A 23,601-nucleotide genomic window follows, 5' to 3' on the forward strand; every position below is an offset into this window, starting at 1 on the left:
TCGACAGATGAACACTGACCTCGATCTGCGGCGACTGCGCTATTTCGTCGCGGTCGCCGACACGCTCAACTTCGGCCGTGCGGCGGAGGCGCTGATGATCGCGCAGCCGGTGCTCTCGCGGCAGATCCGAGTGCTCGAGGCGGAGCTGGGCGTTCAGCTGTTCGTGCGCGACACCCGGGGCACGGAGCTGACGGAGCACGGGCGGATGCTGCGCGACGAGGCCGAGACCCTGCTCGCCACTGCGGCCGCCGTCCGTCGCCGTGTCGCCGTCGCGGCTCGCGGCGAGACGGTGTTCACCGTCGGATTCATGCCGGGACTCACGGTCACCGGTGCCGTGCGCGCGTTCCGTGAGACACATCTTGACGTGACGGTGGAGGTCATGCGGACGACGTGGGAAGAGCAGTCGCGTGTCCTCCTGGACGGCCGCGCCGACGTCAGCTACCTGCGCGAACCCTTCGACGCCGGCGGCATCGCCTCGGTCCGTCTGTTCACCGAACCACGGGTCGCGATGCTCCCGTCGTCGCATCCGCTCGCAGCATCCGCCGAGGTGCGACTCGCCGACCTCAGCAACGAGCAGCTCCTGCAGGACCCCGCCGCGGTGCCCGAATGGACGGCGACCGTAGGGGGCTCGCGCCGCGGGCGGGCGCCGGGGCGCAGGCCCAGCCGGACGGTCGAGGAGAAGCTCGAGCTGGTCGCGATGGGAGCGGGAATCGCCGTCCTCCCCCTCTCGACCGCCACGTTCTACATCCGCCCGGACGTGCGCGCCGTACCGGTCGCCGACCTGGCGGAGACCGCGGTCCACCTGGGCTGGGAGGCCTCTCGGCGCTCGACGCTCGTGGAGGACTTCGTGGCGGTCGCGTCCACCGCCGACGTCATCCGATCGGAGGATGCGCGCTCGCACGTCTGATTGAAATAGTGGATGCATGAGCATCCGCAGGTCAGTGACTCCCCCGCGCCGAACATCCGTCCATCGCCTCGGCGCCCTCCGCCTCCTCGCCGGGGCCGTCGTCGGAGCGCTGCTGCTGACGGGGTGCGTGTCGGCGGCGAAGCCGAAGATCGTCCCCCCGACCACCCTCAGCTCGCACACGGACGAGCAGGTCGCCCCCGAACTCGAGCCGTACTACAAGCAGGATGTGTCGTGGGCCCCCTGCCTCGACCCGGGGATGCAGTGCGCCGACCTCATCGCGCCCGTCGACTGGGCGAAGCCGGGCGGAGAGCGCATCACACTGGCGATCGCGAAGCGGCCGGCGGAGAGCGGAAAGGCGCGCGGTTCGATGCTGATCAACCCGGGCGGTCCGGGCGGCTCCGGCATCGAGTTCCTGCGCGGTTTCCAGGGCTCGAAGGGCGTGATGTCCGACTACGACGTGGTCGGGTTCGACCCGCGAGGGGTCGGTGAGTCGACCCCGATCGTCTGCTTCACGGACGATCGAGACCGCGACCGGATGCTGTCCGGAACCTTCCGCGACCCGTACGGCTCGGCCGGCTGGGAGAAGGAGCTCGACACGCGCCAGAAGGCGTGGGTCGACGCGTGCGTGAAGAACACCGGCCCACTGCTGGCGCACATCGACACCGCCAGTGTGAGCCGTGACCTCGACATGATGCGAGCAGTGCTCGGCGACGACAAGCTGAACTATCTGGGGATCTCGTTCGGAACGTACATCGGCAGCGTCTATGCGGCGCTCTTCCCCGCCAAGGTCGGACGGATGGTGCTCGACGGCGCCGTGGAGCCGCCGTACGGCTCGTTCGAGAGCAGTGTCCGGCAGGCCGCCGGCTTCGACCGCGCGTTCGCCGCGTACCTCACGAAATGTCTGAAATCGGCCGACTGTCCCGTGCAAGGCCCTCTGGCGAAGGCCAAGAAGCAGGCGCACGACCTCATCCTGACCGTCGACCGCACGAAGCTGAAGGCGTCCGACGGTCGGCTCCTCGACTCGTCCACGGTCGTAGACGCGATCGCGTACAACCTCTACGCAGAGTTCTCCTGGGACACCGTCACCGAGGTGCTGCGCGCAGTGAAGAAGGGCGACGCGGGACCGGTCTTCGAGCAGGCCGACAGCTCCAACGAACGTCTGCCGGACGGCGAGTACTTCGGACGCCTGATGGATGTGCTCGTCGCCGTGGGGTGCGCGGAACCCACCCGTGACGACAGCCCGGGCTTCCAGGAGGGCATCGACCGGATCAGCAAGGCCGCGCCGGTGCTCGGCTCCATCGGCGTGTACGACAACTTCGCGGCGAGCGAGAAGGCGTGCGCGCACTGGCCCTACCCGAAGCCGACGGAGACCCTGGACTTCACGGCGCTGGGTGCCCCTCCCATCCTCGTCCTCGGCACCACCGGCGACCCGGCGACGCCGTACTCACAGGCCGTCGCGTTGTCGAAGCTGCTGTCGAGCGGGGTCCTGGTGACGCACAAGGGCGAGGGCCACGGCGCCTACGGACGCGGGGTCGGCTGCATCGACGGCATCGTCGACGACTACTTCGTCCGAGGGAAGGTGCCCGGGTCGCAGCCCACCTGCTGAGCTGCTGGCTTTCCGGCGCCCGTCCGCATCCCTAGGGTGCAGACATGGATGGCGATGTCACGTTCGAAGCGGTGATGCAGCGACCGGGTCTGGTCGATGCGGTGATCCGGCTGACCGCAGGCCCCGGAGAGCCGCCCGCCGCTCTGCGGGGCCGGGCGCGGTACCGGGACGACGAGGTGTGGGAGGTGTTCGTCCTCGACGACAGCACAGACTGGCCCCGCCGCGCGGTGTACCGGCTGGTGGACAGGATGGACGACGACGGCGACCCGCTCCCGGAGGAGGCATGATGCGGACGGCCGAGCGCATCTCGCGCTTCCGGGCTCGCGCGGGGCAGCTCCCGGTGGTCGCCTTCGGCCGGCCGGGGCCGGAGCGCGAGGACGTCACGCGTCACATCCTGGATGGAGCGCGGATGGCGACCATCACTCCCCTCGCCGACTACCTCCGCGACGCGGAGCCGCCTCCTGTGCCCGGCACCCGCTACCAACTGGTCGACTCGGCCGACGAGCCGGTCGCGATCGTCGAGCTGGCGGCCGTGACCACCTGCCGCGTCGACGACGTCGACCTGGCGCCCGCGCGCCCCGCCGTCGCGGGCGGGACCGACGATGCGGCCGCCCGGTGGCAGGCCGCCCACCGTGCGGCCTGGCCCGGCATCGACGGTGACACGGAGATCGTGGTGGCGGAGTTCGAGGTCGTCGAGCTGCCCAGCCGTCACCGGGCCGGTTCACCGGCCGCAACGTCACCGGCGATGTCGTCGGCCTCCGAGACGCCCGCACGCAGCCGTGCCGCATCCTGACCCGGCGACAGCCCGAACGTGCGGCGGTACTCGCGGCTGAACTGCGAGACGCTGCCGTAGCCGACCGCGGAGGCGACCTCCGCGACGGTCGTGTCGCCCTCGGCGAACAGGATGCGCGCCCGCCGCAACCGCAACGCCTTCTGCCACTGGATCGGCGTCAGCGAGGTCGCCGCGCGGAAGTGCCGATGGAAGGTGGACGCACTCATGCCGCTGAGCCGCGCCAGCGCCGCGACGGACACCGGCTCGGCGAGATTCTCACGCAGCCACGTCGTCGCGCGCGAGATGTGGGCGATGCCGCTGTCCGCCGAGCCGATCTGCCGCACCAGACCGCCCTGCGGCCCGGTGAGGAGGCGCCACACGATCTCCCGTTCGGTCGGCCCGCGCAGCGCTGCGGCATCCGCCGGGGAGTCGAGCAGCCGCATCATCCGGATCACCGCGTCGACGAGGTCGTCCGAGGCCTCTCCGACCGCCATCCCGGTGAAGCGCGGAGGGTCGGCCACGTCCACCGTGTCGAGGAGCAGACCGGCGATGACCGCCGGACGCAACGCCATGCTGAAGACCACGAACGGGTCGTCGGGGCTCGCCTCGGCGACGTGACCCGTGACCGGGAGGTCGAGGGATGCGACAAGGAACTGCCCGGGCCCGTAGACGAAGTCGACGTCGCCGACGCTCGTGCGCTTCCGGCCGCCCGCGAGCACGGTCACGGAGGGATGCGTCATCGTCGCCCGCGGGCGCGTTCCGTACTCCACGACGCCGATGCTCACGCCATCGACCACGTCGCGGCGGACCGCTCCGGCGGCGCTCCGCAGGATGAGTGCGCGCAGCTCCTCCAGTCGTTCCATGGCTCGTAGCGAAGCACAGCGGCTCCGTCGCGGCAACGCGAGGGTGCCCGATCCGGTCGAAGTCGGCAGGATCGGGCAGCCCTTCGGCAGGATCGTGGTCGTCGCGCACGTCGTCCGGCTGGTGGCATGGAGACATCCGCTTCTGGAGGAGGACACGATGAGACGACGGACGTTCGGAGCGACCGGATGGTCGGTGAGCGAGCTGGCGCTGGGCACGATGATGTTCGGCGCGATGGGGAACACCGACCACGACGACAGCGCCAGAATCATCAACCGGGCACTCGATGCGGGCATCAACCTGGTGGATACCGCAGACGTGTATTCGCAGGGCGAGTCGGAGGAGATCGTCGGCGCGGCTATCTCCTCGCGACGCGACGAGGTGGTGCTCGCGACGAAGTTCGGACTGCCGATGGGCGAGGACGCCAACCAGTCCGGCGCGTCACGCCGCTGGATCGTGCAGGCGGTGGAGGGAAGCCTCCGCCGGCTGAAGACTGATCGCATCGACCTCTACCAGCTCCATCGGTTCGACTGGAGTACCGATCTGAGCGAGACCCTGTCGGCGCTCGACGACCTCATCCGTGCCGGGAAGGTGCTCGCCGTCGGCGCGTCGACCTTCGCGGCCGAGAAGATCGTCGAGGCACAGTGGGTCGCCGAACGGACAGGCACCCATCGTTTCGTGAGCGAGCAGCCGATGTACTCCATCCTCGGGCGGACGCCGGAGCGCTCGGTCTTCCCCGTCGCACAGCAGTTCGGGATGGGCGTGATGACCTACAGCCCGCTGCACGGCGGGTGGCTGTCCGGCCGCCCGCGGACCGAGACCGCGCATCACGCCAGGAGCCGGGCCGCACTGTACGACCCGGAGACGGAAGCCGGCCGCCGGCGCGTGCGGGCGGTCGACGAGCTGCAGACGATCGCGGCCGACGCCGGCCTCACGATGCCGCAGCTGGCGATCGCGTTCGTGACCTCGCATCCCGCTGTCACCGCCGCCCTCATCGGGCCGCGGACGCAGGAGCAGCTCGACGGCCTGCTCACGGCTGCCGACATCGTGCTGGGCGATGACGTGCTCGACCGCATCGATGCTGTCGTCGCGCCAGGCGCCGAGGTCAACGACGATAGCTACAACGCCACGCCCCCGGCCCTCGCCGAGCGCGCACTGCGCCGGCGGTGACGGATCGGCGACGACGAGACGACGAGGCCACGAGAGGACGCACCATGACCACCCCGCTGACGTTCGAGGTCTACACGGAGCGACGCGAAGGACTCACCCGCGACCTCCCGCCGGGCAACGAGGAATGGCGATGGGTCGCCAACACGGCGACCCTCATCGTCGGCGAACATGAGGCCGTGCTGGTGGACACGTTCGCGACCATCGCGCAGAACGAGCGGCTGATCGAGTGGGTCCGGTCGCACGACATCCCGCTCGCCGCCGTCTATCTGACCCACGGTCACGGCGACCACGCGTACGGGGTGGGACAGCTGCGTGCCGCGTTCCCCGGCGTGCGGGCGCTGGCCACCGCGGGCACCGTCGCCGAACTGGAGGTGCAGGCGCGGCCCGAATGGCGGGACGACTTCTGGGGCCGGCTCTTCCCGGGCCAGATCCCCGAGGTGGAGTTCCCCGAGGTCGTGGAGGGTGGCTTCAGCCTGGAAGGACACGACCTGATCGTCGTGGAGGGCGGCCACACGGACACGGAGGGGACGACCTCCCTGTGGGCGCCCGACGCCGGACTCGTCGTCGCCGGCGACGTGGTCTACAACGCGACGTACCCGTACCTCGCCGAGACGACGGCGGAGACGCGGCGCACCTGGGTGGCCGCCCTGGAGCGTCTCCGTGCCCTGGAGCCGCGGTGGGTGGTCAGCGGGCACAAGCAACCGGACCGCCCGGACTCGCCCGCGGACATCGAGGCGACCATCCAGTACTTCCGCGACATCGAGGAGACCGAGACGACGCCGGGCGACCCGCTGGGCTTCTACGAGAGGATGCTGCTGAAGCAGCCCGGGCGCGCGAACGTCGGCTCGCTGTGGGGTGCGGCGAAGGCGATCACCGCCGAGCGCGGCTGATACTGCTCAGAGCGCGAGCGGCGGCCGTTCGACGCCCGGCGTCACGGCGTCCGCGGGGTCGCCGCCGATCGCGAGGATGCGGTTGGCCGCGTCGACGTGCACAACGGTCGGAACGAACGTGCGGGCCTCTGCGTCGTCCAGCTGCGCGTAGGAGATGACGATGACCGTGTCGCCGATTTCCGCAAGGTGGGCGGCCGCACCGTTCACGCCGATGACGCCGCTGCCCGGCTCCCCGGCGATCAGGTAGGTCTCGAAGCGCGCGCCGTTGGTCACATCCACCACGGCGACCTGCTCCCCCGGCAGCAGGTCGGCCGCCGCCATCAGCTCGCTGTCGACGGTCAGCGAGCCGACGTAGTGGAGGTCGGCGTGCGTCACCGTCGCGCGGTGGATCTTCGACTTGAACATCGTTCGGAGCACGCTTCCATCCAACCAGGTTGTCGTCGCCGCCATTCCCCCATGTAAAGGAGCTTTGACATCATGTCTGCTCACGCTTACACTCGCCATGTACAGAAACTTTGACATGACCGAGTGGGGTGGAGGCGGCGGATGTCGTTCGACGAGAAGAACTCGTGGGTCTACCTGGTGACCGCGGTCGCCGGGTATGCGACCTATCTGATCCTGCTGGCCGCCCTGGGCACCGACGTGTACGCCGCGCTCCTGCTGTGGACGGTCGGCGGGGCGATCGTGGCCAACATCCTGGCGCGGATCGTGCTGGCGGTCGGCAACCGCCGGGATGCGGGAAAGCGCGACCAGCGCGATCGCGAGGTGTTCGCGTTCGGAGAGCGCGTGGGGGGCGCGTTCGTCGTCATCGGCGCCGTCGCGGCGCTGATCCTCTCGCTCGTCGAGGCGCCGTGGTTCTGGATCGCCAACGCCGTCTACCTGGCGTTCGTGCTCTCGGCCATCGTCGGCGCCGCCGCCCGGCTGACCGCCTACCGCCGGGGGATGCCGGAATGGTGAAGCCCACGCGCGTGACCAACTCGCTTCGCGCGCTGCGCTTCGCGGCCGGCGAGATGACGCAGGCCGAGCTCGCCGAGCGGGTCGGGGTCACGCGGCAGACGATCATCGCCATCGAGCAGGGACGCTACTCCCCCTCCCTCGAGATGGCCTTCCAGCTGGCGCGGGTGTTCGGGGTCCCCCTCGACGACGTCTTCCAGTACCCGGAGAACTGAGAAACAGTACTGAGACAGGAGACCCCGATGGACACGAACGAGGGCCGCACGATGCGGGCCGTCACCCAGGACGCCTACGGACCGCCGAGCGCGCTGCGCGTCGAGCGCATCCCGGTGCCGGTGCCCGGCGAGAACCAGGTGCTGGTGCGGGTGCGGGCGGCCGGGGTGGATGCGGGCACCTGGCATCTCACGACCGGCCGGCCGTACCTGATGCGCGCGATCGGATTCGGCTGGCGCGGCCCGAAGGCACGCGTGCGCGGTCTCGGGTTCGCCGGAGTGGTCGAGGAGATCGGCGCCGGCTCGCAGACCGGCCGGCGGGTCGGGGACGCCGTGTTCGGGTCGGCGGACGGCGCCCTGGCGGAGTTCGTCGTCGCGCCAGCGGACGACCTCGTGGCCGTGCCGCCCGGCGTCGGTTTCGAGGAGGCCGCGGCCGTGCCGATCTCGGCGGTGACGGCCCTCCAGGCGGTCACCGCGAGCGGCGCAGGCGCAGGCGACCGCGTGCTCGTCATCGGCGCGGCCGGCGGCGTCGGCCACATCGCGGTCCAGCTCGCAGCGGCCCGCGGAGCCCAGGTGACCGGGGTCTGCAGCGGACCGAAGGCGGAGCTCGTCCGCTCGCTCGGCGCGCAGGAGGTCATCGACTACACGACGACCGACATCGTGACGCTCGGTCGGGTCTACGACGCCATCATCGACACCGCCGGCAACCGCCCGCTCACCGCGCTGCGCAGCATCCTGAGCCCCACCGGCTCGGTCGTGCTCGTCGGCGGCGAATCCGGTGGCCCGCTGCTCGGCGGCATCCAGCGGACGGCGGCGGCCGGGATGCTCGACCGCTTCAGCCGGCAGCGGCTGGTCGGCCTCGTCGCGCGAGAGCAACCGGAGGACCTGCGCGAGCTGGCCCGGCTGCTCTCCGACGGATCCTTCCGGCCCGTCATCGACACGGTGTATCCGATCGAGGAGACGGCCGCCGCGGTGGCGCACATCGGCGAGGGACGCGCGCGGGGCAAGGTCGTCGTCGTGCCGTGACCGGCGGTGCGGTCAGCCGCGCTCGTCCGCGGCGGACCAGCCGGCCCTGAGCCGTCGCCACCGGGCGGGCGTCCATCCTGTCGCGGTCTTCCAGGCGCGGATGAACGCGGTGACGTCCGCGTAGCCGACGGCGTACGCGACCTCGGAGATCGGCAGCCGGGTCGTGAGCAGAAGGCGTTCGGCGGCCCCGAGCCGTACCCGGCGCAGGGTTGATGCCAGAGAGTCGTCGGCGTCCTCGAACGCGGCGAAGAGCGTCCGGAGCGATACGTGAAGACGCGCAGCGACGGCCGCAGTGGTCAGTCCGGGGCCGGCGTACTCGCGGTGGAGCAGGTCCGTCGCCTCCCGCACCAGGCGGGCTGCCGGAGCGTTCCTCTCGCGTGGGGCGCCCAGCTCCTCGTCGACCATCAGCCGCGCCGCCCGGACGATCCGCGAGGACAGCGACACCGGATCGTCGCCCGGCCGGACACCGCGGCCGACGGAACCGCGCAGCAGCCCCTCGAGCTCCTGGCGACCGGTGGACGCGACGTCCACCGATCGCGCACCGAGCGAGGCCGGGAGCACCCCGCGTGCGGAGAGCAGGACGGTCGGGACCTGCACGATCGTCGTCCGGAACTCGTCCGGATAGACGAAGGAGAAGTGCCGGCTCGCGTCGTACATCGCCAGCTCCCCCGCGCCGAAACGCCTCTGCGTTCCGTCCTGTTCGAGGATGAGGCTGCCGCTGTGCACCAACTGCAGCTGGGTGCTCTCCATCGCCCGAGCGGGCACTTCGTCCAGGCGCGCCTCGACGCTCTGCGCGACGGACGCGATCTGCGACAACCCGACGTGACCGAACGAGTGCCGGTGCATGCGTCGATAGACCGCGCTCTCCGCGTGCGTCGTCGCGCGCATCTGCACGAGGACGCACGTCGGGTCGGTCGGCAGTCGCATCATCCCTCCGGGGGTCGTCGTAGCCAGGATCGCACGCCGGCCGCGCTTACGCCTCCACGACCCCGATTGCTAGGCTCGACCAATGGCTCGCCGTCGAGAGTTTGACGAGGATGCGTTTCTCGCGCGCAGCACTGCCGTGTTCTGGCAGAAGGGGTACACCGCGACCGCGATGTCCGACCTGGCCGAGGCGGCCGGTGTCGGCAACGGCAGCATCTACGCCGCGTACGGCTCGAAGCCCGAGCTGTTCCTTCTGCTGTTCGAGCGCTACTGCGAGAGCCGGGTGGACATCGTGCGGCATGCGATGGCCGACGGCGCCACCGCGGACGAGGCCGTACGGCTCTTCTTCCGCGCTGTGGTCGCGGATTGCGCCGCGCATCAGCCCAGCTGGGGGTGCCTGATGCTGAACAGCCTCGCCGAACTCGGCCGCGACTGGCCCGAGGTGGCGGCGGTCTGCGCTCGCGCCATCGCCGCCATGGAGCAGCTCGTCGACGCGCGACTCGCTCGCGACGGCATCCCGGAGGACGGCCGTGCGACACTCGCGGCCGAGATCGTGCTCGTCTCGCAGGGACTCATTCAGTTCAGCCGCGTCGAGGACGACCCGGAACGGCTGGCGAGCATCGCGGATTCGTCGCTCGCCCATCTGGCGCCGGCTCTGCAGGCTGCCTGAGCCGTCGCCGCTATAGCGGGCGTAAATCGGCTCATCGTGCAGACCTGGCGAAGCTTCGCGCGCATCTGAGACAATCTGGAGTGGTGAATCCAGTACGGCGCCTCCACGACAGGACCCTCCGCACATGAGCGACTCCAACGCCGCCCTCGGCGCCTACCTCCGCGCCCGCCGCGACGCCCTGCTTCCGGAGGACGTCGGACTCCGCTCCGAACCGCGCCGTCGCGTGCGTGGCCTCCGCCGCCAGGAGGTGGCCGGGATGGCCGGCATCAGCCCCGAGTACTACCTGCGGCTGGAGCAGGGACGCGACCACCAGCCGTCACCGCAGGTCCTGCTGGCGCTCGGCCGTGCGCTGCAGCTCGACGCCGACGCGACGGTGTACCTGTTCCGGCTCGCCGGGCAGACGGTCCCCGCCCGGCACACCGCGGACTGCCCGCCGGCCCTCAGCGGGACTCCGGCAGACGTGCTGGACAACGTGAACGTCCTCCTCGACCAGTGGACGATGGCGCCCGCGTACGTGGTCGACCGCAACCAGGACGTGCTGGCCGTGAACCACCTGGGCCGCGCGTTCATCCCGCTGTCCCTGCCTCCCGGCGCGAACATGGTCGAGGCGATCGTCGACGCAGCCCTCGCGGCGGGCGACGACCGACGGCCCTACTGGCAGCGGGCGGTGCGCGGGGCCGTCGCCAGCCTCCGCTACCACGCCGAGCCCGACGACCCGCGGCTGCAGCTGCTCGTCGCAGCACTGTCCTCGCGCTCCAAGGACTTCCGCGACGTCTGGGCGAGCCACGAAGCGCGCCCGCAGCGGCGCGGCGTCGCGCTCGTGCACATCGAGCCGTTCGACTACATCCCCTTCCGCTGGCAGACATTCGAGGTTCCGGGAGGCGGCCAGCACCTGACGACGTTCTTCGGCGACCCCGGCTCCCCGGCGGCCGCGGCGATCGAGTACCTCCAGGCGAGGCTGCGGGTCGATCGCGCCCTCGACTCCGCCGACGTCGCCGTTCCGTCTCCGGACGAGCTGATCGAAGACGAGCCGGGCGTCGGACGGTGACCCCGAGAGGGCCACGACACGGCTTCCGTGCCCCTCTTAGCGTGGCGATCGAACCCCAACGAAAGGATCGGCGTCATGGCCACACCCACCATCGTCCTCATCCACGGAGCCTTCGCCGACGCGGCGAGCTTCGCTCCTGTCACCCGCATCCTGCTCGACCAGGGCCACACGGTGCGCGTTCCCGCGGTCCCGAACCGCAGCCTCCTCGGCGACTCGGCGTACATCCGCTCGGTCGTCGAGCAGATCGACGGCCCCGTGCTCCTGGCGGGCCACTCCTACGGCGGCGCGGTGATCACCGTCGCCGGTGCGGCGGACAACGTCGTCGGGCTCGTCTACATCTCGGGTTACGCACTCGACGAGGGCGAGAGCCTCGGGCAGCTGCAGGGCGGCTTCCCCGACTCCGACCTCGCCGCCAACCTGGTCTACACGCCGTTCCCCATCGAGGGCTCCGAGCCCGGGACCGACGTGTCGGTGAAGGTGGATGCGTTCCCGGACGTGTTCGCCGCCGGCATCGACCGCGAGGTCAGCGAGGTGCTCGCCGCGTCGCAGCGTCCGCTCGCCGCGCTGGCGTTCAGCGAGACCGCTCCGGTCGCGGCGTGGAAGACGAAGCCGGGATGGGGCATCGTCTCGTCGGCCGACCACACCATCAACCCGGATGTCGAGCGCTTCGGCTACAAGCGGGCCGGGCTGCGCTCAGTGATCGAGATCGACGCGCCGCACCTGGTGATGCGCTCCCACCCCGCCGAGGTGGCGAAGGTCATCGCCGACGCCGCCGCCGAGCTGGCCTGAGCGACGGGAGCGACCAGCATGGCGACAGCCAACCCGCACGGCTACGCACTCGAGGCCGCCGCGCAGGCGTTCTGCGAGGCAACCGCGAACCCACCCTTCCTCTACCAGCTCCCGCCGGAGGAGGGCAGGAAGGCGGTCGACCAGGTCCAGGACTCCGAGATCGCGAAGCCCGCCGTCGATGAGAAGTGGATCACCGTCGACGGCGGTCCGACCGGCTCCGTTCCTGTCCGGATCGTCCGGCCGCAGGGCGCATCCGGTCCCCTTCCGGTCGTGCTGTACACGCACGGCGCCGGCTGGGTGTTCGGCGACGCCCACACCCACGACCGCCTGGTCCGCGACCTCGCGGTCGGCACGGGGGCCGCGGTCGTGTTCCCGGAGTACACGCGCTCCCCCGACGTCCGCTACCCGGTCGCGAACGAGCAGTCGTACACCGTGGCGAAGTGGGTCGTCGAGCACGGTGCCGACGAAGAGCTCGACGGAACCCGCATGGCGATCGCCGGCGACTCCGTCGGCGGCAACATGGCCATCGCCCTCACGCTGATGGCGAAGGAGCGCGGCGACCTCGCGTTCCGCGGCCAGGTGCTGTTCTATCCGGTGACGGATGCGGCGTTCGACGACGGCTCGTACCAGGAGTTCGCGGACGGCTACTGGCTCACCCGGGACGCGATGCTCTGGTACTGGGACCAGTACACGACGAGCGCCGACGAGCGCGCGAGCATCACCGTCTCACCGCTGCGGGCGACCGAGGAACAGCTCGCCGGGCTTCCGCCCGCACTCGTCATCAACGCGGAGTGCGACGTGCTCCGCGACGAGGGCGAGGCGTACGCGGCCAAGCTCCGCCGGGCCGGTGTGGCGGTCACGGGTGTGCGGTACGAGGGCATCATCCACGACTTCGTGATGGTCAACAGCATGCACGACACCCCGCAGGCGCGTGCGGCCGTCGCGCAGGCGGTCGCCTTCCTGAGCGACTGGCTGGCGTCATGAGCGGCGCGACGTTCGATCCGCTCGACTTCGCCATCGTCGAGCCGCGCACCTTCGAACAGCTGACCGTGGGCGAGGTCTTCCGGGCGCCGAGCCGCACGGTCACCGACGCGCACGCATCGGCGTTCCAGGCCGTGTCGGCCGACAACCACCCCGTGCACTACGACGAGGTGTGGGCGAAGGCGCACGGCCACAGCGCTCCCGTCGTGCACGGCCTCCAGGTGCTCGCCTTCACCGCTCCGGGGGCGACCCTGTTCCCGCATATCATCGGAGAGGTATTCATCGCGTTCACCGGGCTCTCGGCGCGCTTCCTCCAGGAGGTCCACGCCGGCGACACCCTCTACTCGCAACTGGAGATCACCGCCTTGACACCGGACGGCCCCAACGGAATCGTCACCGCAGCGGTGACCGTGCACAATCAGCGGTCGGAGGTCGTCCTCTCCGGCGAGCACACCTACCTGTTGCGGCGGACTCCGCAGCCGGCGGAGGGATGATGGCGCCGGTCGCCGAGCCACGGGTGCAGCTCCCCGTCGACAGGTGGGTCGCGACGCGCGACACGCTCCACATGTGGACGCAGGTCGTCGGGAAGATCCGGATGGCGCTGACGCCGCCCATCAACCACTGGTGGCACGTCACGCTGTATCCGAGCGCCCGCGGGCTCGGCACCGGCCCCATCCCCCTCCCGTCGCGGATCCTCGACATCGAGTTCGACTTCGTCGACCACGAGCTCGTAGTGCGCACCAGCGACGGCGGCCTGCGCCGCTTCCCGCTGGCCGGGCACTCGGTCGCCACGTTCTACGCCGCGACGCTGGAGGCGCTCGCCGACCTCGGCGTGACCGTCGACATCCACGCGGTCCCCAACGAGGTGGCGGTGGCCATCCCGTTCGCCGAGGACACTGAGCACTGCACGTACGAGCCCGAGCAGGCGCGGGCGTTCTGGCGGCAGCTGATCGACGCCCAGCGGATGCTGCTCGAATTCCGCTCGGGCTTCACCGGCAAGGTGAGCCCCGTGCACTACTTCTGGGGTGCGATGGATCTGGCGGTCACCCGGTTCTCGGGTCGGACCGCACCGCCGCATCCCGGGGGCGCGCCGAACTGCCCGGACAGCGTCATGCTGGAGGGCTACTCCCGCGAGCTGAGCAGCGCCGGCTTCTGGCCGGGCGGAGGAGCCGAGGGCGCCTTCTACTCGTACGCGTACCCCGCGCCGGACGGGTTCGAGCGGACGCCGATGCCCGCGGGGGCGTTCTACAGCGATGAGCTCGGCGAGTTCCTGCTGCCGTACGAGAACGTCCGGCATGCGGAGGACCCGGAGGGGCTGGTCCGCGACTTCCTCGAGGCGACGTATCGGGCCGCCGCCGAGCTTGGGCGGTGGCCGGTGCCCGGTGGCCAGGGAGTGCATGGCGAGGTAACGCATGGCGAGGCGGCCGATGCCGACGCGGCGCATCCCGTGACCGCGCGATGACCGCGCCCGCGAGCAAGACGGCGGCAGCCGCATCCCTCTCCCCCTGGGCGCCCCTGGCGATCTCGGTGTTCCGCGTGCTGTGGTTCGCGCAGCTCGGCAGCAACATCGGGACGTGGATGCAGACCGTCGGCGCCCAGTGGTTCCTGGTCGAATCGCACGCGGACAGCGTGGTGATCGCGCTGGTGCAGACGGCGAGCCTGCTCCCGGCGGTGGTGTTCTCGCTCCCGGCGGGCGTGCTCGCCGACTCGTTCGACCGCCGCAAACTGCTGATCTGGGGGTCGGCGGCCAGTGCTGTCCTCGCTGTGGGGTTGACCGTGGTCGCCGCGTCCGGTGCCCTCACCGCTCCGACACTGCTCGGGTTCACGCTGCTGCTCGGCGTCGCATCCACGCTGACGTCGCCGGCCTGGCAGGCGATCCAGCCGGAGCTCGTCCCGCGCGAGCAGGTGGTCGCGGCCGCCGCGCTCGGTGGTGTGACCGTCAACGGCGCCCGGGCGATCGGTCCGGCTCTCGCGGGCGTCGTGCTGTCGCTCTTCGGGACGCCCGTGGTCTTCGGGATCAACGCCGTCAGCTTCCTCGGAGCCGTCGCCGCGCTGATGTGGTGGCGTCGCCCGCCGCAGCCCGGCCTCGACGACCGCGAGCGGTTCGGCCCGGCTCTGCGCGCGGGCGTCCGGTACACACTGTCGGCGCACCTCGTGCGGCGCATCCTTCTCCGCTCGGTGCTGTTCGCCTTCCCGGCCAGCGCGCTCTGGGCCCTGCTGCCGCTCACGGCGACCCGCCTGGGGCTCGACTCGAGTGGATACGGCCTGCTGCTCGGCGCGCTGGGCGTCGGTGCCGTCGCGGGCGTGTTCCTGCTGCCCGTCGCCCGGAAGCGGTTCAGCGACAACGTCGTGATCTCCGCGAGCGCCTTCCTCTTCGCGTTGGGCACGGTCGCCGCCGCGTTCGCGCCGTTCGTCGTCGCGCTCGTCGTGCTCGTCGTAGCCGGGCTCGCCTGGATCGGCACCCTCACCGTCCTCAACGCCGCCCTGCAGCTGACGCTCCCGCAGTGGGTGCGGTCGCGGGCGGTCGCCGTCTACATCCTGTTCTTCATGGGCGCGATGGCCATCGGGTCGTTCCTGTTCGGCGTGCTGGCGCAGGCGGCCGGTACCACCACGGCGCTCGTGATCTCGGCCGTCCTGCTGGTCGTCGTGGCGGTCAGCGTGCGTCCGCTCCCCCTGCTCCCCGGCACGGCGACCATCGACCGGACCATCGCGAACTCGTGGCCCGAGCCGATGCTCGTCTTCGAACCAGACCCGACCGACGGGCCGGTGCTGATCGAGATGTCGTACCGCGTGAGCGACGCCGACCGCGCCGCGTTCGAGCGGGCCATCCGGCAGGTGGCCGACTCCCGCAGACGCACCGGCGGCTACCGCTGGCGGCTGTACCGCAGTGGCGACCACCCGGACACGATGCTGGAGACGTTCCTCGTCCCCTCCTGGGGCGAGTTCACCCGGCAACGGACGCAGCGCTTCACCGGACGCGACCGGGAGCTCTGGGAGGCGGCGCGCGCGTTGAGCAGCACCGAGCCGGTGGAACGGCACTACTTCCACGCTCCGTGATGCGGTAGCCTCGGCGGCGGATGATTTCTCACACCGTGATCCCCACAGGCGCCTGACGGCAGCCTTCCCTCGCGTGCGCGCGACGACGGTCTCGTGACGGCCGGGAGTCCTCGACTCCCCCGCCCCGGAACCCTTTATCGTCGACTCTTCAGGAGCACGCAATGACCCACATCCTCATCACCGGCGCGTCCGGTCGTCTCGGCGGCGCGGCCGTCCGATCCCTGCTCACCCTCCACCCCGCCGAGGAGGTGCATGCGCTCGTCCGGTCCGACGAGGCGGCCGGCCGGCTGCGGCGGATCGGAGTGGATGCGCGACACGCCGACTACGCCGATCCCGCGGGCCTCGCCACGGCCTTCCGCGGGATCGACCGCCTGCTGTTCGTCTCGAGTCCCGTGCTCGATCCGGACGAGCGACTCCGGCAGCACCGCGCGGTGCTCGCCGCTGCGGCCTCGCTCGAACACGTCGTCTACACCAGCGTCCACGGCGGCGACCATGACCCTGCGCATGCGGCGACGGAGGCGGCCCTGCGCGAACGCGGCGCGGCGACCGTCCTGCGCAACGGGTTCTACACGGAGCCGTTCGTGACGGCCGCGGTCGAACAGGCGGCGAGCGGATGGATAGGGTCGGCCACCGCATCCCGTCCGCTGGCCACCGCATCCATCGCCGACCTCGCAGAAGCCGCCGCCCGGGTGGTCGTCGATCCGCCCGGCGAGGAGCTGTGGGAGCTGCGCGGGCCGGCGTGGACCTACGAAGAGCTCGCCCGCATCCTGAGCGGTCTGCTTGGCCGTCCCGTCGCACACCGGGATGTGTCCGCGGCCGATGCGGGTCCGTTCGGGCCGTTGCATGCCGCGGCAGCCGCGGGGGTGCTCGCGCACGAGACGGACGATCTCCGTCGGCTGCTCGGACGCGAGCCGCGCAGGGTCGAGGCGGTCGCCGCGAGCGTGGTCGAAGACATCGACGGTCATCTATGATTCGGGTACCGAGAGAATGCGAGGCCGCCGTGTCCGACCGCCCCACCGTCCTGTTCGTCTGCGTGCACAATGCGGGACGCTCCCAGATGGCCGCCGGATACCTCCGCGAACTGTCCGGGGGTCGCGTCGAGGTGCTGTCCGCCGGCTCCGAGCCCGCGGACCGGCTCAATCCCGCGGCCGTCTCCGTGATGGCCGAGGAGGGCATCGACATCGCCGGGAACACCCCGCAGATCCTGACGACGGACGCCGTGCGCGAGTCCGACGTGGTGATCACGATGGGATGCGGTGACACCTGCCCGATCTTCCCGGGCAAACGCTATGAGGACTGGGACCTCACCGACCCCGCCGGTCTCCCGGTGGAGCAGGTGCGCCCGGTGCGCGACGATATCAAGCGGCGCGTCGAGACCCTCATCGCGGAGTTGCTGCCCGCCGGCTGAACCTGGCCGTGCCGCTCGCGGCGCGGTCGGAAACGGAGGGGATTTCGGACACGCTCGCCCACATCCCCTCCGTTTCCGGCGTTTCACGGGGTCAGGCTGCCGAATCGCCTCCGTTCCCGCACTCGAACCTTCGCTCGCGGCGCGGTCGGAAAGGGAGGGGATGCTGCGGCGACACCCCGCCGCCGCGCCAGAACGGAGGATGTCCGAGCGTCCGGGCCGCGGGATGTCCTCCGTTTCCCGCGCATGGGCGGAGGCTAGGCTCTGCGTGCCGATAAGGGACGAGAGGGGTGAGGGGACGATGACGCAGTATCGCGCGGTGTTCGACGCCGAGGTGACGTTCTCGAACGAGGGCGGATTGCAGGCGCAGGGGTTCCGCGTCGACGTTCCCGGACCCGAGGTGACGCCCGAGGAGATCGGGCGGTTGTTCGTCACGTCGCTCGACCTTCTGATGACCGAGAGCGTCACCGTGCACGACGTCCGGATCATCGAGGAGGCTCACAAGGGCACGCGAGGCGGTCCGAGCGACCCGCGCAACCACTGACCGCGCGGGCGACCCGCAGCCCGGCTACCGCATCCCGAGCAGCTGGCCCTCCAGCGTGGCCGCCAGCCACTGCTCGAAGTGCTCCGGCGTCCATCCGGCATTGACGACCAGCTCGAGGTAGACGCCGCTCGCGGCGAACGCCCGGTACACCGCCTGGGCCTCGGCCAGGGGAACGACCAGCGCGTCCCCCACGGAGGCGATCAGGCTGTCCATCACGCGGTTGCGCGCGCGGAGCTTCGAGCGCAGCAGGGCCTGAGTCTCCGCATCCTCGTCCAGAGCGGAGTCGAGGATGCGCGCGACGTCGAAATCGGTCGAGTACAGCACCGTCAGCCAGCGGGCCGCTCCCGCCATCCGCTCCCCCGGCTCCGGCAGTTCGAGGATCTCGCGGGCGAGCTCGCGGGCGCGCGCCCGCTCCAGCCAGCGCTCGCAGATCACGTTGAGGATCTCGCGCTTGGCCCCGTAGGCGGCGTAGACGGTCCGGGTGCCGACGCCGGCCTCCCGGGCGATCGCCTCGATGCTGGTCACCGCATACCCGTCGCGTGCGAACAGTGCCTGAGCGGCGGTCGCGATGCGGAGGCGCGTCTGCAGCGCCTGCTCCTGCCGGTAGGAGGATGCGGTCTTGACGTCGGCGTTCACGAGATCGATACTAATGGTGCAGTCAATGCAGTGTCACTGCACTGACCGCAGTCAAGGTGCAGACGAAGGAGTCCTCCCATGATCACCACAGACACAGAACCGGCCGCGGTCGTCCTCCTGGAGCGGATGCTCCACGAGGGATTCGCCGGCGGCCGCACCGACATCGTCGACGAGCTCTGCTCCCCCGACCTCGTCGAACACCAGCTCGGGCTCGCCGGGACGGGCGCCGACGCCATCGCCAAGGTCAAGAAGGGCATGGCCGACGTGCACACCGCCTTCCCGGACCTCCGATTCACCATCGGGGACTGGGCTCAACGTGACGACATCGTCTGGGTCCGCGCCGAAGGTGCGGGAACCAACACGGGGCCCTTCCTCGGAGCGCCGACCGGGCGGCCGGTGCACTTCACCGTGATCGACGTCGCGCGGGTCGCCGAGGGGCGGATCGTCGAGCACTGGGGCGTGCCCGACCGCTTCGCGATCCTGCTCCAGCTCGGTCGTATCGAGGTCCCTCAGCCGCAGTGAACGGCGCCACGGCCTTCGCCTGGCGAGCTACTCCCCTGTGTCAACCAGGCGTGCAAGGTTGTCCAGCTCGTTCGCCCGGCCGGCCAGGAGCCGCTCGGTCCACACCTCGTCGTGCAGCGGCTCGACCCTCATGATCACACGCGTCCCACCGTCGACCGGCCCGAGCTCGATCTCGGTCAGCTGCTCGTAGGGCTCGTGGCCGGGCACGAAGTCGATCAGGGAGCGGTACCCGAGCCGTGTCGGCCGCTCGACCGTCGTAAAGGTCTTGCGAGATTCCGTACTCAGCGGCATCCCGTTCTGCTCCATGAACGCCACCTGCTCGGGCGCCGTCGCCGTCATCGTGTAGACGAGCTCACCTCCGGGCCGCAGGTCGAGTGCGGACACGTCGGTGCGGAACCCGTCCGGCGCCCACCAGCGCCCGATGCCCTGCGGGGTGGTCCACAATTCCCAGACCGTCTCGGCCGGGGCTGCGATGGTACGTTCGATCGTTTCCATGATTTGCTCCTTCGTTTGATCGCACGATATATTCGTTGCGACGAATGTGTCAAGCATCGATCGATCGGAGGATCGAATGGCGGTCGAGAGCGACCGGGTGCACGCGATCCTCGCGGTACTCGCAGAACCGACGCGGTTCCGGATCATCGAGACGCTGGCCATCCGCCCGCACACGGTCGGCGAGGTCGCCGCCGTCCTCGGGGCCTTGCAGCCTCAGACGACCAAGCACCTCCAGGCACTCGAGGCTGCCGGCGTGGTGCGTATCCACCGGCTGGGCCGGCGCAAACTCGCCTCCCTGAACCGAGCGGTCCTCGACGAGGTCGCCGACTGGCTCGGCGGTCTGTCGACGGCGACTCCGGACGACGTCGCCCTCGCGCGATACGCAGACGCGGTAGCGGCAACCGAGGCGCGGATCTCCGACGAGCCGGGCGGTCACGCGACCGTCCTGCGCTTCCGTCGCACCATCCCCGCTCCTCCGGCACAGGTGTGGGAGGCCTGGACCGATCCCCGCCTCCTCGCGCAGTGGTGGGCTCCCCGGCATTTCGAAGTCGAGCGCAGCCAGTTGGATGCGACTCCCGGCGGTCGCGTCGAGCTCCGCCTGCGTGAGGCCGACGGCGCGCGTTACGCCTCGGCCGGTACGGTCAGTGCCGCGGAGCCGGGACGCCGCCTGGAGTTCACGCTCGCACCCCTCGGGCCTGACGGGAAGCCGCTGTTCGACGCCGTGCACGAGTTGACCCTGTCGGGCAGGACGCGTTGCCGCATGGAGCTCACGATCCGGGTGGCAGACGCGGATGCTGCAACCGCACCCATGATCGCCGGCCTCGAACCGGGGTGGACGCAGCTGCTGGACGCCCTGGCGGAGGTCGCGGCACGCCCGGCGTGACTCAGCGCGTCGACCCCGCCGTCAGCCCCGACACCAGCCGGCGCTGGAAGAACGCGGCCGCGGCGAACACCGGGATGAGCCCGATCACCGATGCCGCCGCGAGCTTGCCGTAGTCGGTGATCCGCTCCCCCAGCATCAGCGTCAGCACGACCGGGAGGGTCTGCGCATCCGGCGACTGGGTGAGGAAGGCGGCGAGAAGGAACTCGTTGTAGTTGAGCACCGCGACGATGATGCCGACCGCGACGAGCGCCGGGGCGAGCAGCGGGGTGACGATGCTGACCAGCACGCGGAAGCCTCCCGCGCCGTCCAGCTGGGCGGCCTCGTCCAGCTCGGCGGGGATGCGGCGGGTGAAGCCTTCGAGCAGCCAGACGGCGACCGCGACGTTCGAGAGGGCGTAGACCAGGGTCAGTCCGGGGAGCGTGTTGTTGAGCGACAGCGACCGGAGCAGCGTGAACAGCGGGATGACCGCGACGATCGGCGGCAGCAGCCACGGGCTCAGCACGGTCGCCGCCAGCGTGCGCCCTCCCGCACGGTACCGGGTGATCGCCCAGGCCGCAGGCACGGCGATGACGAGCGTCAGCGCAGCACCGGCCAGGGCGGCGACGAGGGAGTTGAACACGCCTTGCAGCAGGCCGCCGGAGAGGGCGTTCACCCAGTTCTGCGGCTGCGGGTGTGCGGGAACGAGGAGGCCGGCGCCGACGTCAGCGCGCGACATCAGCGACACCGACACGAGGTACGCGATCGGGATCAGCGTGCCGGCGAGCACCAGCGCGAGCACGACGACCGCGGCGATGGGCCGACGGTCGCGGGATCCGGCGAGCAGGCGGTCAGTCACGGTGGAGCCTCCTGGCGATGAGGATGACGGGCAGTGTCACGACGGTCACCACGACGGCGAGCAGCAGTGTGATGGCCGACGACCGGCCGAGGTCGAACTGCTGCAGTGCTGCCTGGTAGATCAGGTACGCGGGCATGCTCGTGGATGTGCCGGGCCCTCCCGAGGTCAGCACGAAGACGAGGTCGAACACCTTGAAGGCGAGCACCAGCCGGATGAGGAAGGCCGCGGCGATGGTGCCGGCGATGGCGGGTAGCGTGATGCTGCGGAAGAAGCGGAAGCCGTGCGCACCGTCGAGCGCCGCGGCCTCGGCGACTTCACGGTCCTGTCCGAGGAGTGCTGCGAAGACGAGGAGCGCGATCAGCGGGGTCCACTCCCACACGTCGGCGACGCCGATCCCGACGAGCGCCCAGCCCGGCGACGACAGTACGGCGACGGGCGCGCCGTGGTACCCGACCAGGCTCAGCAGCGTGTTGAGCAGGCCGCCCGACGGGTTGAAGATCAGCTTCCAGAGCACGCCGACGATCACCGGCGGAGTGATCAGGGGCAGCAGCAGGAGGGTGCGGCTGAGCGAGCCGCGAGAGGTCGCGCTGCGCAGCGCCAGCGCGGTGACGACGCCGAGCACGGTGCTCGCCGCCGACACCACCAGGGCGTAGACCACGTTGCGCGCGAGCGAGGCGGTCACATCCCCGTCGGTGAGGGCGTCGGTGAGGTTGGCTGTGCCGACCCAGCTCTGCAGCGGCCGGCCGAGCGACGACTCCGACAGCGCGGTCAGCACGATGAAGACGAGCGGGTACGCGCCGAGCACGAGCGTCGCGAGCACGGTCGGCGCGACCATGGCACGGCGCACGCCGGCGCCGCCCGCCCGGTCGCGCCGCGCGGGTGTGCGCGCGGCGGCCCGGGGGGCGGCGTCGGTGACGAGGGTGGCCTCCGTCACTTGAGGATGCTCTCCCACTTCTTCTGGATGTCGTCCATCGTCTGCTTGGCGCTCCCGCCCTGGCCGGCGAGCAGCTTGGCGAGGCCGTCCGTCAGCACCTGGGCGAGCTCCGTCGCGTGCTTCCCGGTGGGCCAGGCGAGCGATCCGGTCAGGGTGGCCTTGTTGACGTTCTGAATCGTCGGGAAGTCCTTGCCGTAGGTCGCGTCGTTCAGCGAGCTCTCCCGGTTCGGGTCGATCCCGGTGGGCGGCGACGCGACGAGCAGCTGGGCGTTGACCTTCGACGAGGTCGCGAACTGGATGAACGCCTTGGCCAGGTCGGTCTTCTTGGTGTTGGCGGTGATCACCCAGGTGAAGCCGGCGACCAGCGATGCGCGGGAGGTCGTGTTGGATCCACCGGTCGGCAGCGTCACGACGCCCCACTTGCCGGCGACCTTCGAGTCGCTGGATGCGTCCTCCGAGCGGACGCCGAGGTCGGTCCAGTTCTCGATGAACCCGACCTTGCCGGCGAACCAGGCGCTGTTCCCCGCGCCGAAGTCCGTCTCGGCCGGCGTGGGCAGCGCGTACTTGTTCACATCCACCAGCGCCTGCGCCGCCTGAACGGCCGCCTCGGAGTCGAGCGCGGGCTTGCCCTTCTCGTCGAGGAACTCGCCGCCGAAGCCGGCGAGGCGGTTGGCGTAGCTGGCGCCGAGGATGAGCGGCGACTTCTGCCCGAAGACCGCGGCGCCGTACACGCCCTGCGCCGACTCGTTCGCGGTGATGGTCTTCACGTCCTGCAGATACTCGTCCCAGGTCTTCGGCGGCGCCTGGATGTCGTTCCTCGCAAGGATCTCCTTGTTGTAGAACAGCACGTGCGTGTCGCCGTCGAACGGCAGGCCGTAGCGTTTGTCGCCGACCTTGCTGTACGCGTCGTAGATCGACGGGATGAAGTCGGACGTGTCGAGCGCTTTGTCGTCCTTGATCCAGGAGGACAGGTCCTGGATGGCGCCGTCGGCGGCGAGATCGCCGAGCGAGACGTACCAGGGCGCCGCCGCATCGATCGTGTTCGCACCGGACTGCTGGTCGAGCGCGATCTTGGAGCCGATCTCGTCATAGGGAACGATGACGGTCTTGACGGTGGCGCCGGTCTCCTTCTTGAACTCGGCGGCGAGCCACTTGGCGGCGCCTTCGTGCGACGAGATCATCTCCACGGTCAAGGTCTGACCGGCGAACTTCTTGCCGTCGGAGGCGGTGGATGCGCTGGAGCCGTTCGAGGCGCCGGCGCAGCCCGCGAGCACGAGTGCGGTGGCGGCGAGGGCGGCGACCGCAGCGGCGGAACGTCGTCGGGATGTCATGGGTGCTCCTCGGGAAGGGATCGGAGGTGGGTGCCGGGCGCGGAAGGCCGGACGCACGGAAAGCCGGATGGTGAGTGCCGTCACGGTAGGGACTTCCCCGGCTCTGCCGCAACCGAGTGTGACGCTGTGCTACGCCGACGCAATCTGGC

The 23,601-nt window shown here is 70.5% G+C and carries 29 protein-coding genes; 21 read left to right on the plus strand and 8 right to left on the minus strand.

Annotation, left to right across the window (positions count from 1 at the left end):
- Nucleotides 1-7 precede the first annotated feature (7 nt).
- The 4 genes from BLR91_RS08120 to BLR91_RS08135 are packed head-to-tail and all read left to right on the plus strand — an operon-like array spanning nucleotide 8 to nucleotide 3,306.
- Nucleotides 8-907, plus strand: a complete 900-nt coding sequence (locus BLR91_RS08120) for a LysR family transcriptional regulator (RefSeq protein WP_089875851.1) — start codon at nucleotides 8-10, stop codon at nucleotides 905-907.
- A 16-nt stretch (nucleotides 908-923) separates the two neighbouring features.
- Nucleotides 924-2,513: an alpha/beta hydrolase gene (locus tag BLR91_RS08125; RefSeq protein WP_231918852.1), complete on the plus strand. Its 1,590-nt coding sequence runs from the start codon at nucleotides 924-926 to the stop codon at nucleotides 2,511-2,513.
- A 44-nt stretch (nucleotides 2,514-2,557) separates the two neighbouring features.
- The gene (locus tag BLR91_RS08130; RefSeq protein ID WP_039731156.1) at nucleotides 2,558-2,800 is read left to right on the plus strand and encodes a hypothetical protein; all 243 of its coding nucleotides are present in this window, start codon (nucleotides 2,558-2,560) and stop codon (nucleotides 2,798-2,800) included.
- Nucleotides 2,797-3,306, plus strand: coding sequence for an ASCH domain-containing protein (locus BLR91_RS08135; protein WP_231918853.1), 510 nt, complete (start codon nucleotides 2,797-2,799; stop codon nucleotides 3,304-3,306). Before BLR91_RS08130 ends, BLR91_RS08135 begins: the two co-directional genes overlap by 4 nt.
- On the opposite strand, the gene BLR91_RS08140 is transcribed toward BLR91_RS08135, so the two are convergent.
- Nucleotides 3,222-4,148, minus strand: a complete 927-nt coding sequence (locus tag BLR91_RS08140) for an AraC family transcriptional regulator (RefSeq protein ID WP_089875845.1) — start codon at nucleotides 4,146-4,148, stop codon at nucleotides 3,222-3,224. The two genes, BLR91_RS08135 and BLR91_RS08140, sit on opposite strands and share 85 nt — an antisense overlap.
- Between BLR91_RS08140 and BLR91_RS08145 the strand changes: the two genes are divergently transcribed.
- Nucleotides 4,147-5,316 carry an aldo/keto reductase gene (locus tag BLR91_RS08145; protein ID WP_197674314.1) on the plus strand — a complete coding sequence of 390 codons (1,170 nt, stop codon included), beginning with the start codon at nucleotides 4,147-4,149 and terminating at the stop codon, nucleotides 5,314-5,316. The two genes, BLR91_RS08140 and BLR91_RS08145, sit on opposite strands and share 2 nt — an antisense overlap.
- A 44-nt stretch (nucleotides 5,317-5,360) precedes the next feature.
- Nucleotides 5,361-6,206 carry an MBL fold metallo-hydrolase gene (locus BLR91_RS08150; RefSeq protein WP_089875844.1) on the plus strand — a complete coding sequence of 282 codons (846 nt, stop codon included), beginning with the start codon at nucleotides 5,361-5,363 and terminating at the stop codon, nucleotides 6,204-6,206.
- 6 nt (nucleotides 6,207-6,212) lie between these two features.
- Here BLR91_RS08150 and panD read toward each other — a convergent pair whose 3' ends face one another.
- Nucleotides 6,213-6,623 (minus strand): aspartate 1-decarboxylase, encoded by a 411-nt coding sequence (gene panD / locus BLR91_RS08155; RefSeq protein WP_089875841.1) that lies wholly within the window; start codon nucleotides 6,621-6,623, stop codon nucleotides 6,213-6,215.
- A gap of 129 nt (nucleotides 6,624-6,752) precedes the next feature.
- Here panD and BLR91_RS08160 point away from each other — a divergent pair, with 129 nt between their 5' ends.
- From BLR91_RS08160 to BLR91_RS08170, 3 genes are read left to right on the plus strand one after another with little or no spacing between them, the layout of a single operon-like run.
- Nucleotides 6,753-7,163 carry a hypothetical protein gene (locus BLR91_RS08160; protein ID WP_020074745.1) on the plus strand — a complete coding sequence of 137 codons (411 nt, stop codon included), beginning with the start codon at nucleotides 6,753-6,755 and terminating at the stop codon, nucleotides 7,161-7,163.
- Nucleotides 7,157-7,375: a helix-turn-helix transcriptional regulator gene (locus tag BLR91_RS08165; RefSeq protein WP_089875838.1), complete on the plus strand. Its 219-nt coding sequence runs from the start codon at nucleotides 7,157-7,159 to the stop codon at nucleotides 7,373-7,375. Before BLR91_RS08160 ends, BLR91_RS08165 begins: the two co-directional genes overlap by 7 nt.
- Nucleotides 7,376-7,402: 27 nt before the next feature.
- On the plus strand, nucleotides 7,403-8,398 hold the full coding sequence (locus BLR91_RS08170) for an NAD(P)-dependent alcohol dehydrogenase (protein WP_089875836.1): 996 nt from the start codon (nucleotides 7,403-7,405) through the stop codon (nucleotides 8,396-8,398).
- Between the two features lie 12 nt (nucleotides 8,399-8,410).
- On the opposite strand, the gene BLR91_RS08175 is transcribed toward BLR91_RS08170, so the two are convergent.
- Nucleotides 8,411-9,328, minus strand: coding sequence for an AraC family transcriptional regulator (locus BLR91_RS08175; RefSeq protein ID WP_089875834.1), 918 nt, complete (start codon nucleotides 9,326-9,328; stop codon nucleotides 8,411-8,413).
- Between the two features lie 79 nt (nucleotides 9,329-9,407).
- Here BLR91_RS08175 and BLR91_RS08180 point away from each other — a divergent pair, with 79 nt between their 5' ends.
- The 10 genes from BLR91_RS08180 to BLR91_RS08225 all read left to right on the plus strand — a co-directional run bounded on the left by BLR91_RS08180 (nucleotide 9,408) and on the right by BLR91_RS08225 (nucleotide 17,816).
- The gene (locus BLR91_RS08180) at nucleotides 9,408-9,992 is read left to right on the plus strand and encodes a TetR/AcrR family transcriptional regulator (RefSeq protein ID WP_172823196.1); all 585 of its coding nucleotides are present in this window, start codon (nucleotides 9,408-9,410) and stop codon (nucleotides 9,990-9,992) included.
- 124 nt (nucleotides 9,993-10,116) lie between these two features.
- Nucleotides 10,117-11,040, plus strand: a complete 924-nt coding sequence (locus BLR91_RS08185) for a helix-turn-helix domain-containing protein (protein ID WP_089875830.1) — start codon at nucleotides 10,117-10,119, stop codon at nucleotides 11,038-11,040.
- Between the two features lie 75 nt (nucleotides 11,041-11,115).
- Nucleotides 11,116-11,829 carry an alpha/beta hydrolase gene (locus BLR91_RS08190; RefSeq protein WP_018191010.1) on the plus strand — a complete coding sequence of 238 codons (714 nt, stop codon included), beginning with the start codon at nucleotides 11,116-11,118 and terminating at the stop codon, nucleotides 11,827-11,829.
- Nucleotides 11,830-11,847: 18 nt separating this feature from the next.
- On the plus strand, nucleotides 11,848-12,813 hold the full coding sequence (locus BLR91_RS08195; RefSeq protein WP_089875828.1) for an alpha/beta hydrolase: 966 nt from the start codon (nucleotides 11,848-11,850) through the stop codon (nucleotides 12,811-12,813).
- Nucleotides 12,810-13,304 (plus strand): MaoC family dehydratase, encoded by a 495-nt coding sequence (locus BLR91_RS08200; protein ID WP_018191008.1) that lies wholly within the window; start codon nucleotides 12,810-12,812, stop codon nucleotides 13,302-13,304. The genes BLR91_RS08195 and BLR91_RS08200 overlap by 4 nt, the downstream gene beginning before the upstream one ends.
- Nucleotides 13,301-14,272 carry a DUF5996 family protein gene (locus BLR91_RS08205; RefSeq protein WP_231918854.1) on the plus strand — a complete coding sequence of 324 codons (972 nt, stop codon included), beginning with the start codon at nucleotides 13,301-13,303 and terminating at the stop codon, nucleotides 14,270-14,272. Before BLR91_RS08200 ends, BLR91_RS08205 begins: the two co-directional genes overlap by 4 nt.
- On the plus strand, nucleotides 14,269-15,867 hold the full coding sequence (locus BLR91_RS08210; RefSeq protein ID WP_089875824.1) for an MFS transporter: 1,599 nt from the start codon (nucleotides 14,269-14,271) through the stop codon (nucleotides 15,865-15,867). Before BLR91_RS08205 ends, BLR91_RS08210 begins: the two co-directional genes overlap by 4 nt.
- 161 nt (nucleotides 15,868-16,028) lie before the next feature.
- A complete protein-coding gene (locus BLR91_RS08215; RefSeq protein WP_089875822.1) occupies nucleotides 16,029-16,838 on the plus strand; it encodes an NmrA family NAD(P)-binding protein in 810 nt (269 codons plus the stop codon).
- Between the two features lie 29 nt (nucleotides 16,839-16,867).
- Entirely contained in the window at nucleotides 16,868-17,275 is a 408-nt protein-coding gene (locus BLR91_RS08220; protein WP_089875820.1) for an arsenate reductase ArsC, read from the plus strand.
- A gap of 298 nt (nucleotides 17,276-17,573) precedes the next feature.
- A complete protein-coding gene (locus tag BLR91_RS08225) occupies nucleotides 17,574-17,816 on the plus strand; it encodes a hypothetical protein (protein WP_018191003.1) in 243 nt (80 codons plus the stop codon).
- A gap of 24 nt (nucleotides 17,817-17,840) precedes the next feature.
- Here BLR91_RS08225 and BLR91_RS08230 read toward each other — a convergent pair whose 3' ends face one another.
- Complete coding sequence (locus BLR91_RS08230) at nucleotides 17,841-18,452, minus strand: TetR/AcrR family transcriptional regulator (protein ID WP_089875818.1); 612 nt, start codon at nucleotides 18,450-18,452, stop codon at nucleotides 17,841-17,843.
- A 78-nt stretch (nucleotides 18,453-18,530) separates the two neighbouring features.
- Between BLR91_RS08230 and BLR91_RS08235 the strand changes: the two genes are divergently transcribed.
- Nucleotides 18,531-18,974 carry an ester cyclase gene (locus BLR91_RS08235; protein WP_089875816.1) on the plus strand — a complete coding sequence of 148 codons (444 nt, stop codon included), beginning with the start codon at nucleotides 18,531-18,533 and terminating at the stop codon, nucleotides 18,972-18,974.
- Between the two features lie 27 nt (nucleotides 18,975-19,001).
- On the opposite strand, the gene BLR91_RS08240 is transcribed toward BLR91_RS08235, so the two are convergent.
- Nucleotides 19,002-19,469: an SRPBCC family protein gene (locus BLR91_RS08240; RefSeq protein WP_089875814.1), complete on the minus strand. Its 468-nt coding sequence runs from the start codon at nucleotides 19,467-19,469 to the stop codon at nucleotides 19,002-19,004.
- Nucleotides 19,470-19,545: 76 nt separating this feature from the next.
- Between BLR91_RS08240 and BLR91_RS08245 the strand changes: the two genes are divergently transcribed.
- A complete protein-coding gene (locus tag BLR91_RS08245) occupies nucleotides 19,546-20,352 on the plus strand; it encodes an SRPBCC domain-containing protein (RefSeq protein WP_089875811.1) in 807 nt (268 codons plus the stop codon).
- A gap of 1 nt (nucleotide 20,353) precedes the next feature.
- On the opposite strand, the gene BLR91_RS08250 is transcribed toward BLR91_RS08245, so the two are convergent.
- Genes BLR91_RS08250 through BLR91_RS08260 form a run of 3 tightly spaced genes read right to left on the minus strand, consistent with a single transcriptional unit; the run spans nucleotide 20,354 to nucleotide 23,452 of the window.
- On the minus strand, nucleotides 20,354-21,187 hold the full coding sequence (locus BLR91_RS08250; protein ID WP_089875809.1) for a carbohydrate ABC transporter permease: 834 nt from the start codon (nucleotides 21,185-21,187) through the stop codon (nucleotides 20,354-20,356).
- The gene (locus BLR91_RS08255) at nucleotides 21,180-22,121 is read right to left on the minus strand and encodes a carbohydrate ABC transporter permease (protein ID WP_089875807.1); all 942 of its coding nucleotides are present in this window, start codon (nucleotides 22,119-22,121) and stop codon (nucleotides 21,180-21,182) included. Before BLR91_RS08255 ends, BLR91_RS08250 begins: the two co-directional genes overlap by 8 nt.
- Nucleotides 22,118-23,452, minus strand: a complete 1,335-nt coding sequence (locus BLR91_RS08260; RefSeq protein WP_089875805.1) for an ABC transporter substrate-binding protein — start codon at nucleotides 23,450-23,452, stop codon at nucleotides 22,118-22,120. The genes BLR91_RS08255 and BLR91_RS08260 overlap by 4 nt, the downstream gene beginning before the upstream one ends.
- Nucleotides 23,453-23,601: the final 149 nt, after the last annotated feature.

Source organism: Leifsonia sp. 466MF (genome assembly GCF_900100265.1).
Classification (GTDB): Bacteria; Actinomycetota; Actinomycetes; order Actinomycetales; family Microbacteriaceae; genus Leifsonia.

Excerpts from the sequence above, each read along its gene's own strand:
- BLR91_RS08120 (WP_089875851.1), top strand. The coding sequence starts at position 8 with ATGAACACTGACCTCGATCTGCGGCGACTGCGCTATTTCGTCGCGGTC.
- BLR91_RS08125 (WP_231918852.1), top strand. The coding sequence starts at position 924 with ATGAGCATCCGCAGGTCAGTGACTCCCCCGCGCCGAACATCCGTCCAT.
- BLR91_RS08130 (WP_039731156.1), top strand. The coding sequence starts at position 2,558 with ATGGATGGCGATGTCACGTTCGAAGCGGTGATGCAGCGACCGGGTCTG.
- BLR91_RS08135 (WP_231918853.1), top strand. The coding sequence starts at position 2,797 with ATGATGCGGACGGCCGAGCGCATCTCGCGCTTCCGGGCTCGCGCGGGG.
- BLR91_RS08145 (WP_197674314.1), top strand. The coding sequence starts at position 4,147 with ATGGCTCGTAGCGAAGCACAGCGGCTCCGTCGCGGCAACGCGAGGGTG.
- BLR91_RS08140 (WP_089875845.1), bottom strand. The coding sequence starts at position 4,148 with ATGGAACGACTGGAGGAGCTGCGCGCACTCATCCTGCGGAGCGCCGCC.
- BLR91_RS08150 (WP_089875844.1), top strand. The coding sequence starts at position 5,361 with ATGACCACCCCGCTGACGTTCGAGGTCTACACGGAGCGACGCGAAGGA.
- BLR91_RS08160 (WP_020074745.1), top strand. The coding sequence starts at position 6,753 with ATGTCGTTCGACGAGAAGAACTCGTGGGTCTACCTGGTGACCGCGGTC.
- BLR91_RS08165 (WP_089875838.1), top strand. The coding sequence starts at position 7,157 with ATGGTGAAGCCCACGCGCGTGACCAACTCGCTTCGCGCGCTGCGCTTC.
- BLR91_RS08170 (WP_089875836.1), top strand. The coding sequence starts at position 7,403 with ATGGACACGAACGAGGGCCGCACGATGCGGGCCGTCACCCAGGACGCC.
- BLR91_RS08175 (WP_089875834.1), bottom strand. The coding sequence starts at position 9,328 with ATGATGCGACTGCCGACCGACCCGACGTGCGTCCTCGTGCAGATGCGC.
- BLR91_RS08180 (WP_172823196.1), top strand. The coding sequence starts at position 9,408 with ATGGCTCGCCGTCGAGAGTTTGACGAGGATGCGTTTCTCGCGCGCAGC.
- BLR91_RS08185 (WP_089875830.1), top strand. The coding sequence starts at position 10,117 with ATGAGCGACTCCAACGCCGCCCTCGGCGCCTACCTCCGCGCCCGCCGC.
- BLR91_RS08190 (WP_018191010.1), top strand. The coding sequence starts at position 11,116 with ATGGCCACACCCACCATCGTCCTCATCCACGGAGCCTTCGCCGACGCG.
- BLR91_RS08195 (WP_089875828.1), top strand. The coding sequence starts at position 11,848 with ATGGCGACAGCCAACCCGCACGGCTACGCACTCGAGGCCGCCGCGCAG.
- BLR91_RS08200 (WP_018191008.1), top strand. The coding sequence starts at position 12,810 with ATGAGCGGCGCGACGTTCGATCCGCTCGACTTCGCCATCGTCGAGCCG.
- BLR91_RS08205 (WP_231918854.1), top strand. The coding sequence starts at position 13,301 with ATGATGGCGCCGGTCGCCGAGCCACGGGTGCAGCTCCCCGTCGACAGG.
- BLR91_RS08210 (WP_089875824.1), top strand. The coding sequence starts at position 14,269 with ATGACCGCGCCCGCGAGCAAGACGGCGGCAGCCGCATCCCTCTCCCCC.
- BLR91_RS08215 (WP_089875822.1), top strand. The coding sequence starts at position 16,029 with ATGACCCACATCCTCATCACCGGCGCGTCCGGTCGTCTCGGCGGCGCG.
- BLR91_RS08225 (WP_018191003.1), top strand. The coding sequence starts at position 17,574 with ATGACGCAGTATCGCGCGGTGTTCGACGCCGAGGTGACGTTCTCGAAC.
- BLR91_RS08235 (WP_089875816.1), top strand. The coding sequence starts at position 18,531 with ATGATCACCACAGACACAGAACCGGCCGCGGTCGTCCTCCTGGAGCGG.
- BLR91_RS08240 (WP_089875814.1), bottom strand. The coding sequence starts at position 19,469 with ATGGAAACGATCGAACGTACCATCGCAGCCCCGGCCGAGACGGTCTGG.
- BLR91_RS08245 (WP_089875811.1), top strand. The coding sequence starts at position 19,546 with ATGGCGGTCGAGAGCGACCGGGTGCACGCGATCCTCGCGGTACTCGCA.
- BLR91_RS08260 (WP_089875805.1), bottom strand. The coding sequence starts at position 23,452 with ATGACATCCCGACGACGTTCCGCCGCTGCGGTCGCCGCCCTCGCCGCC.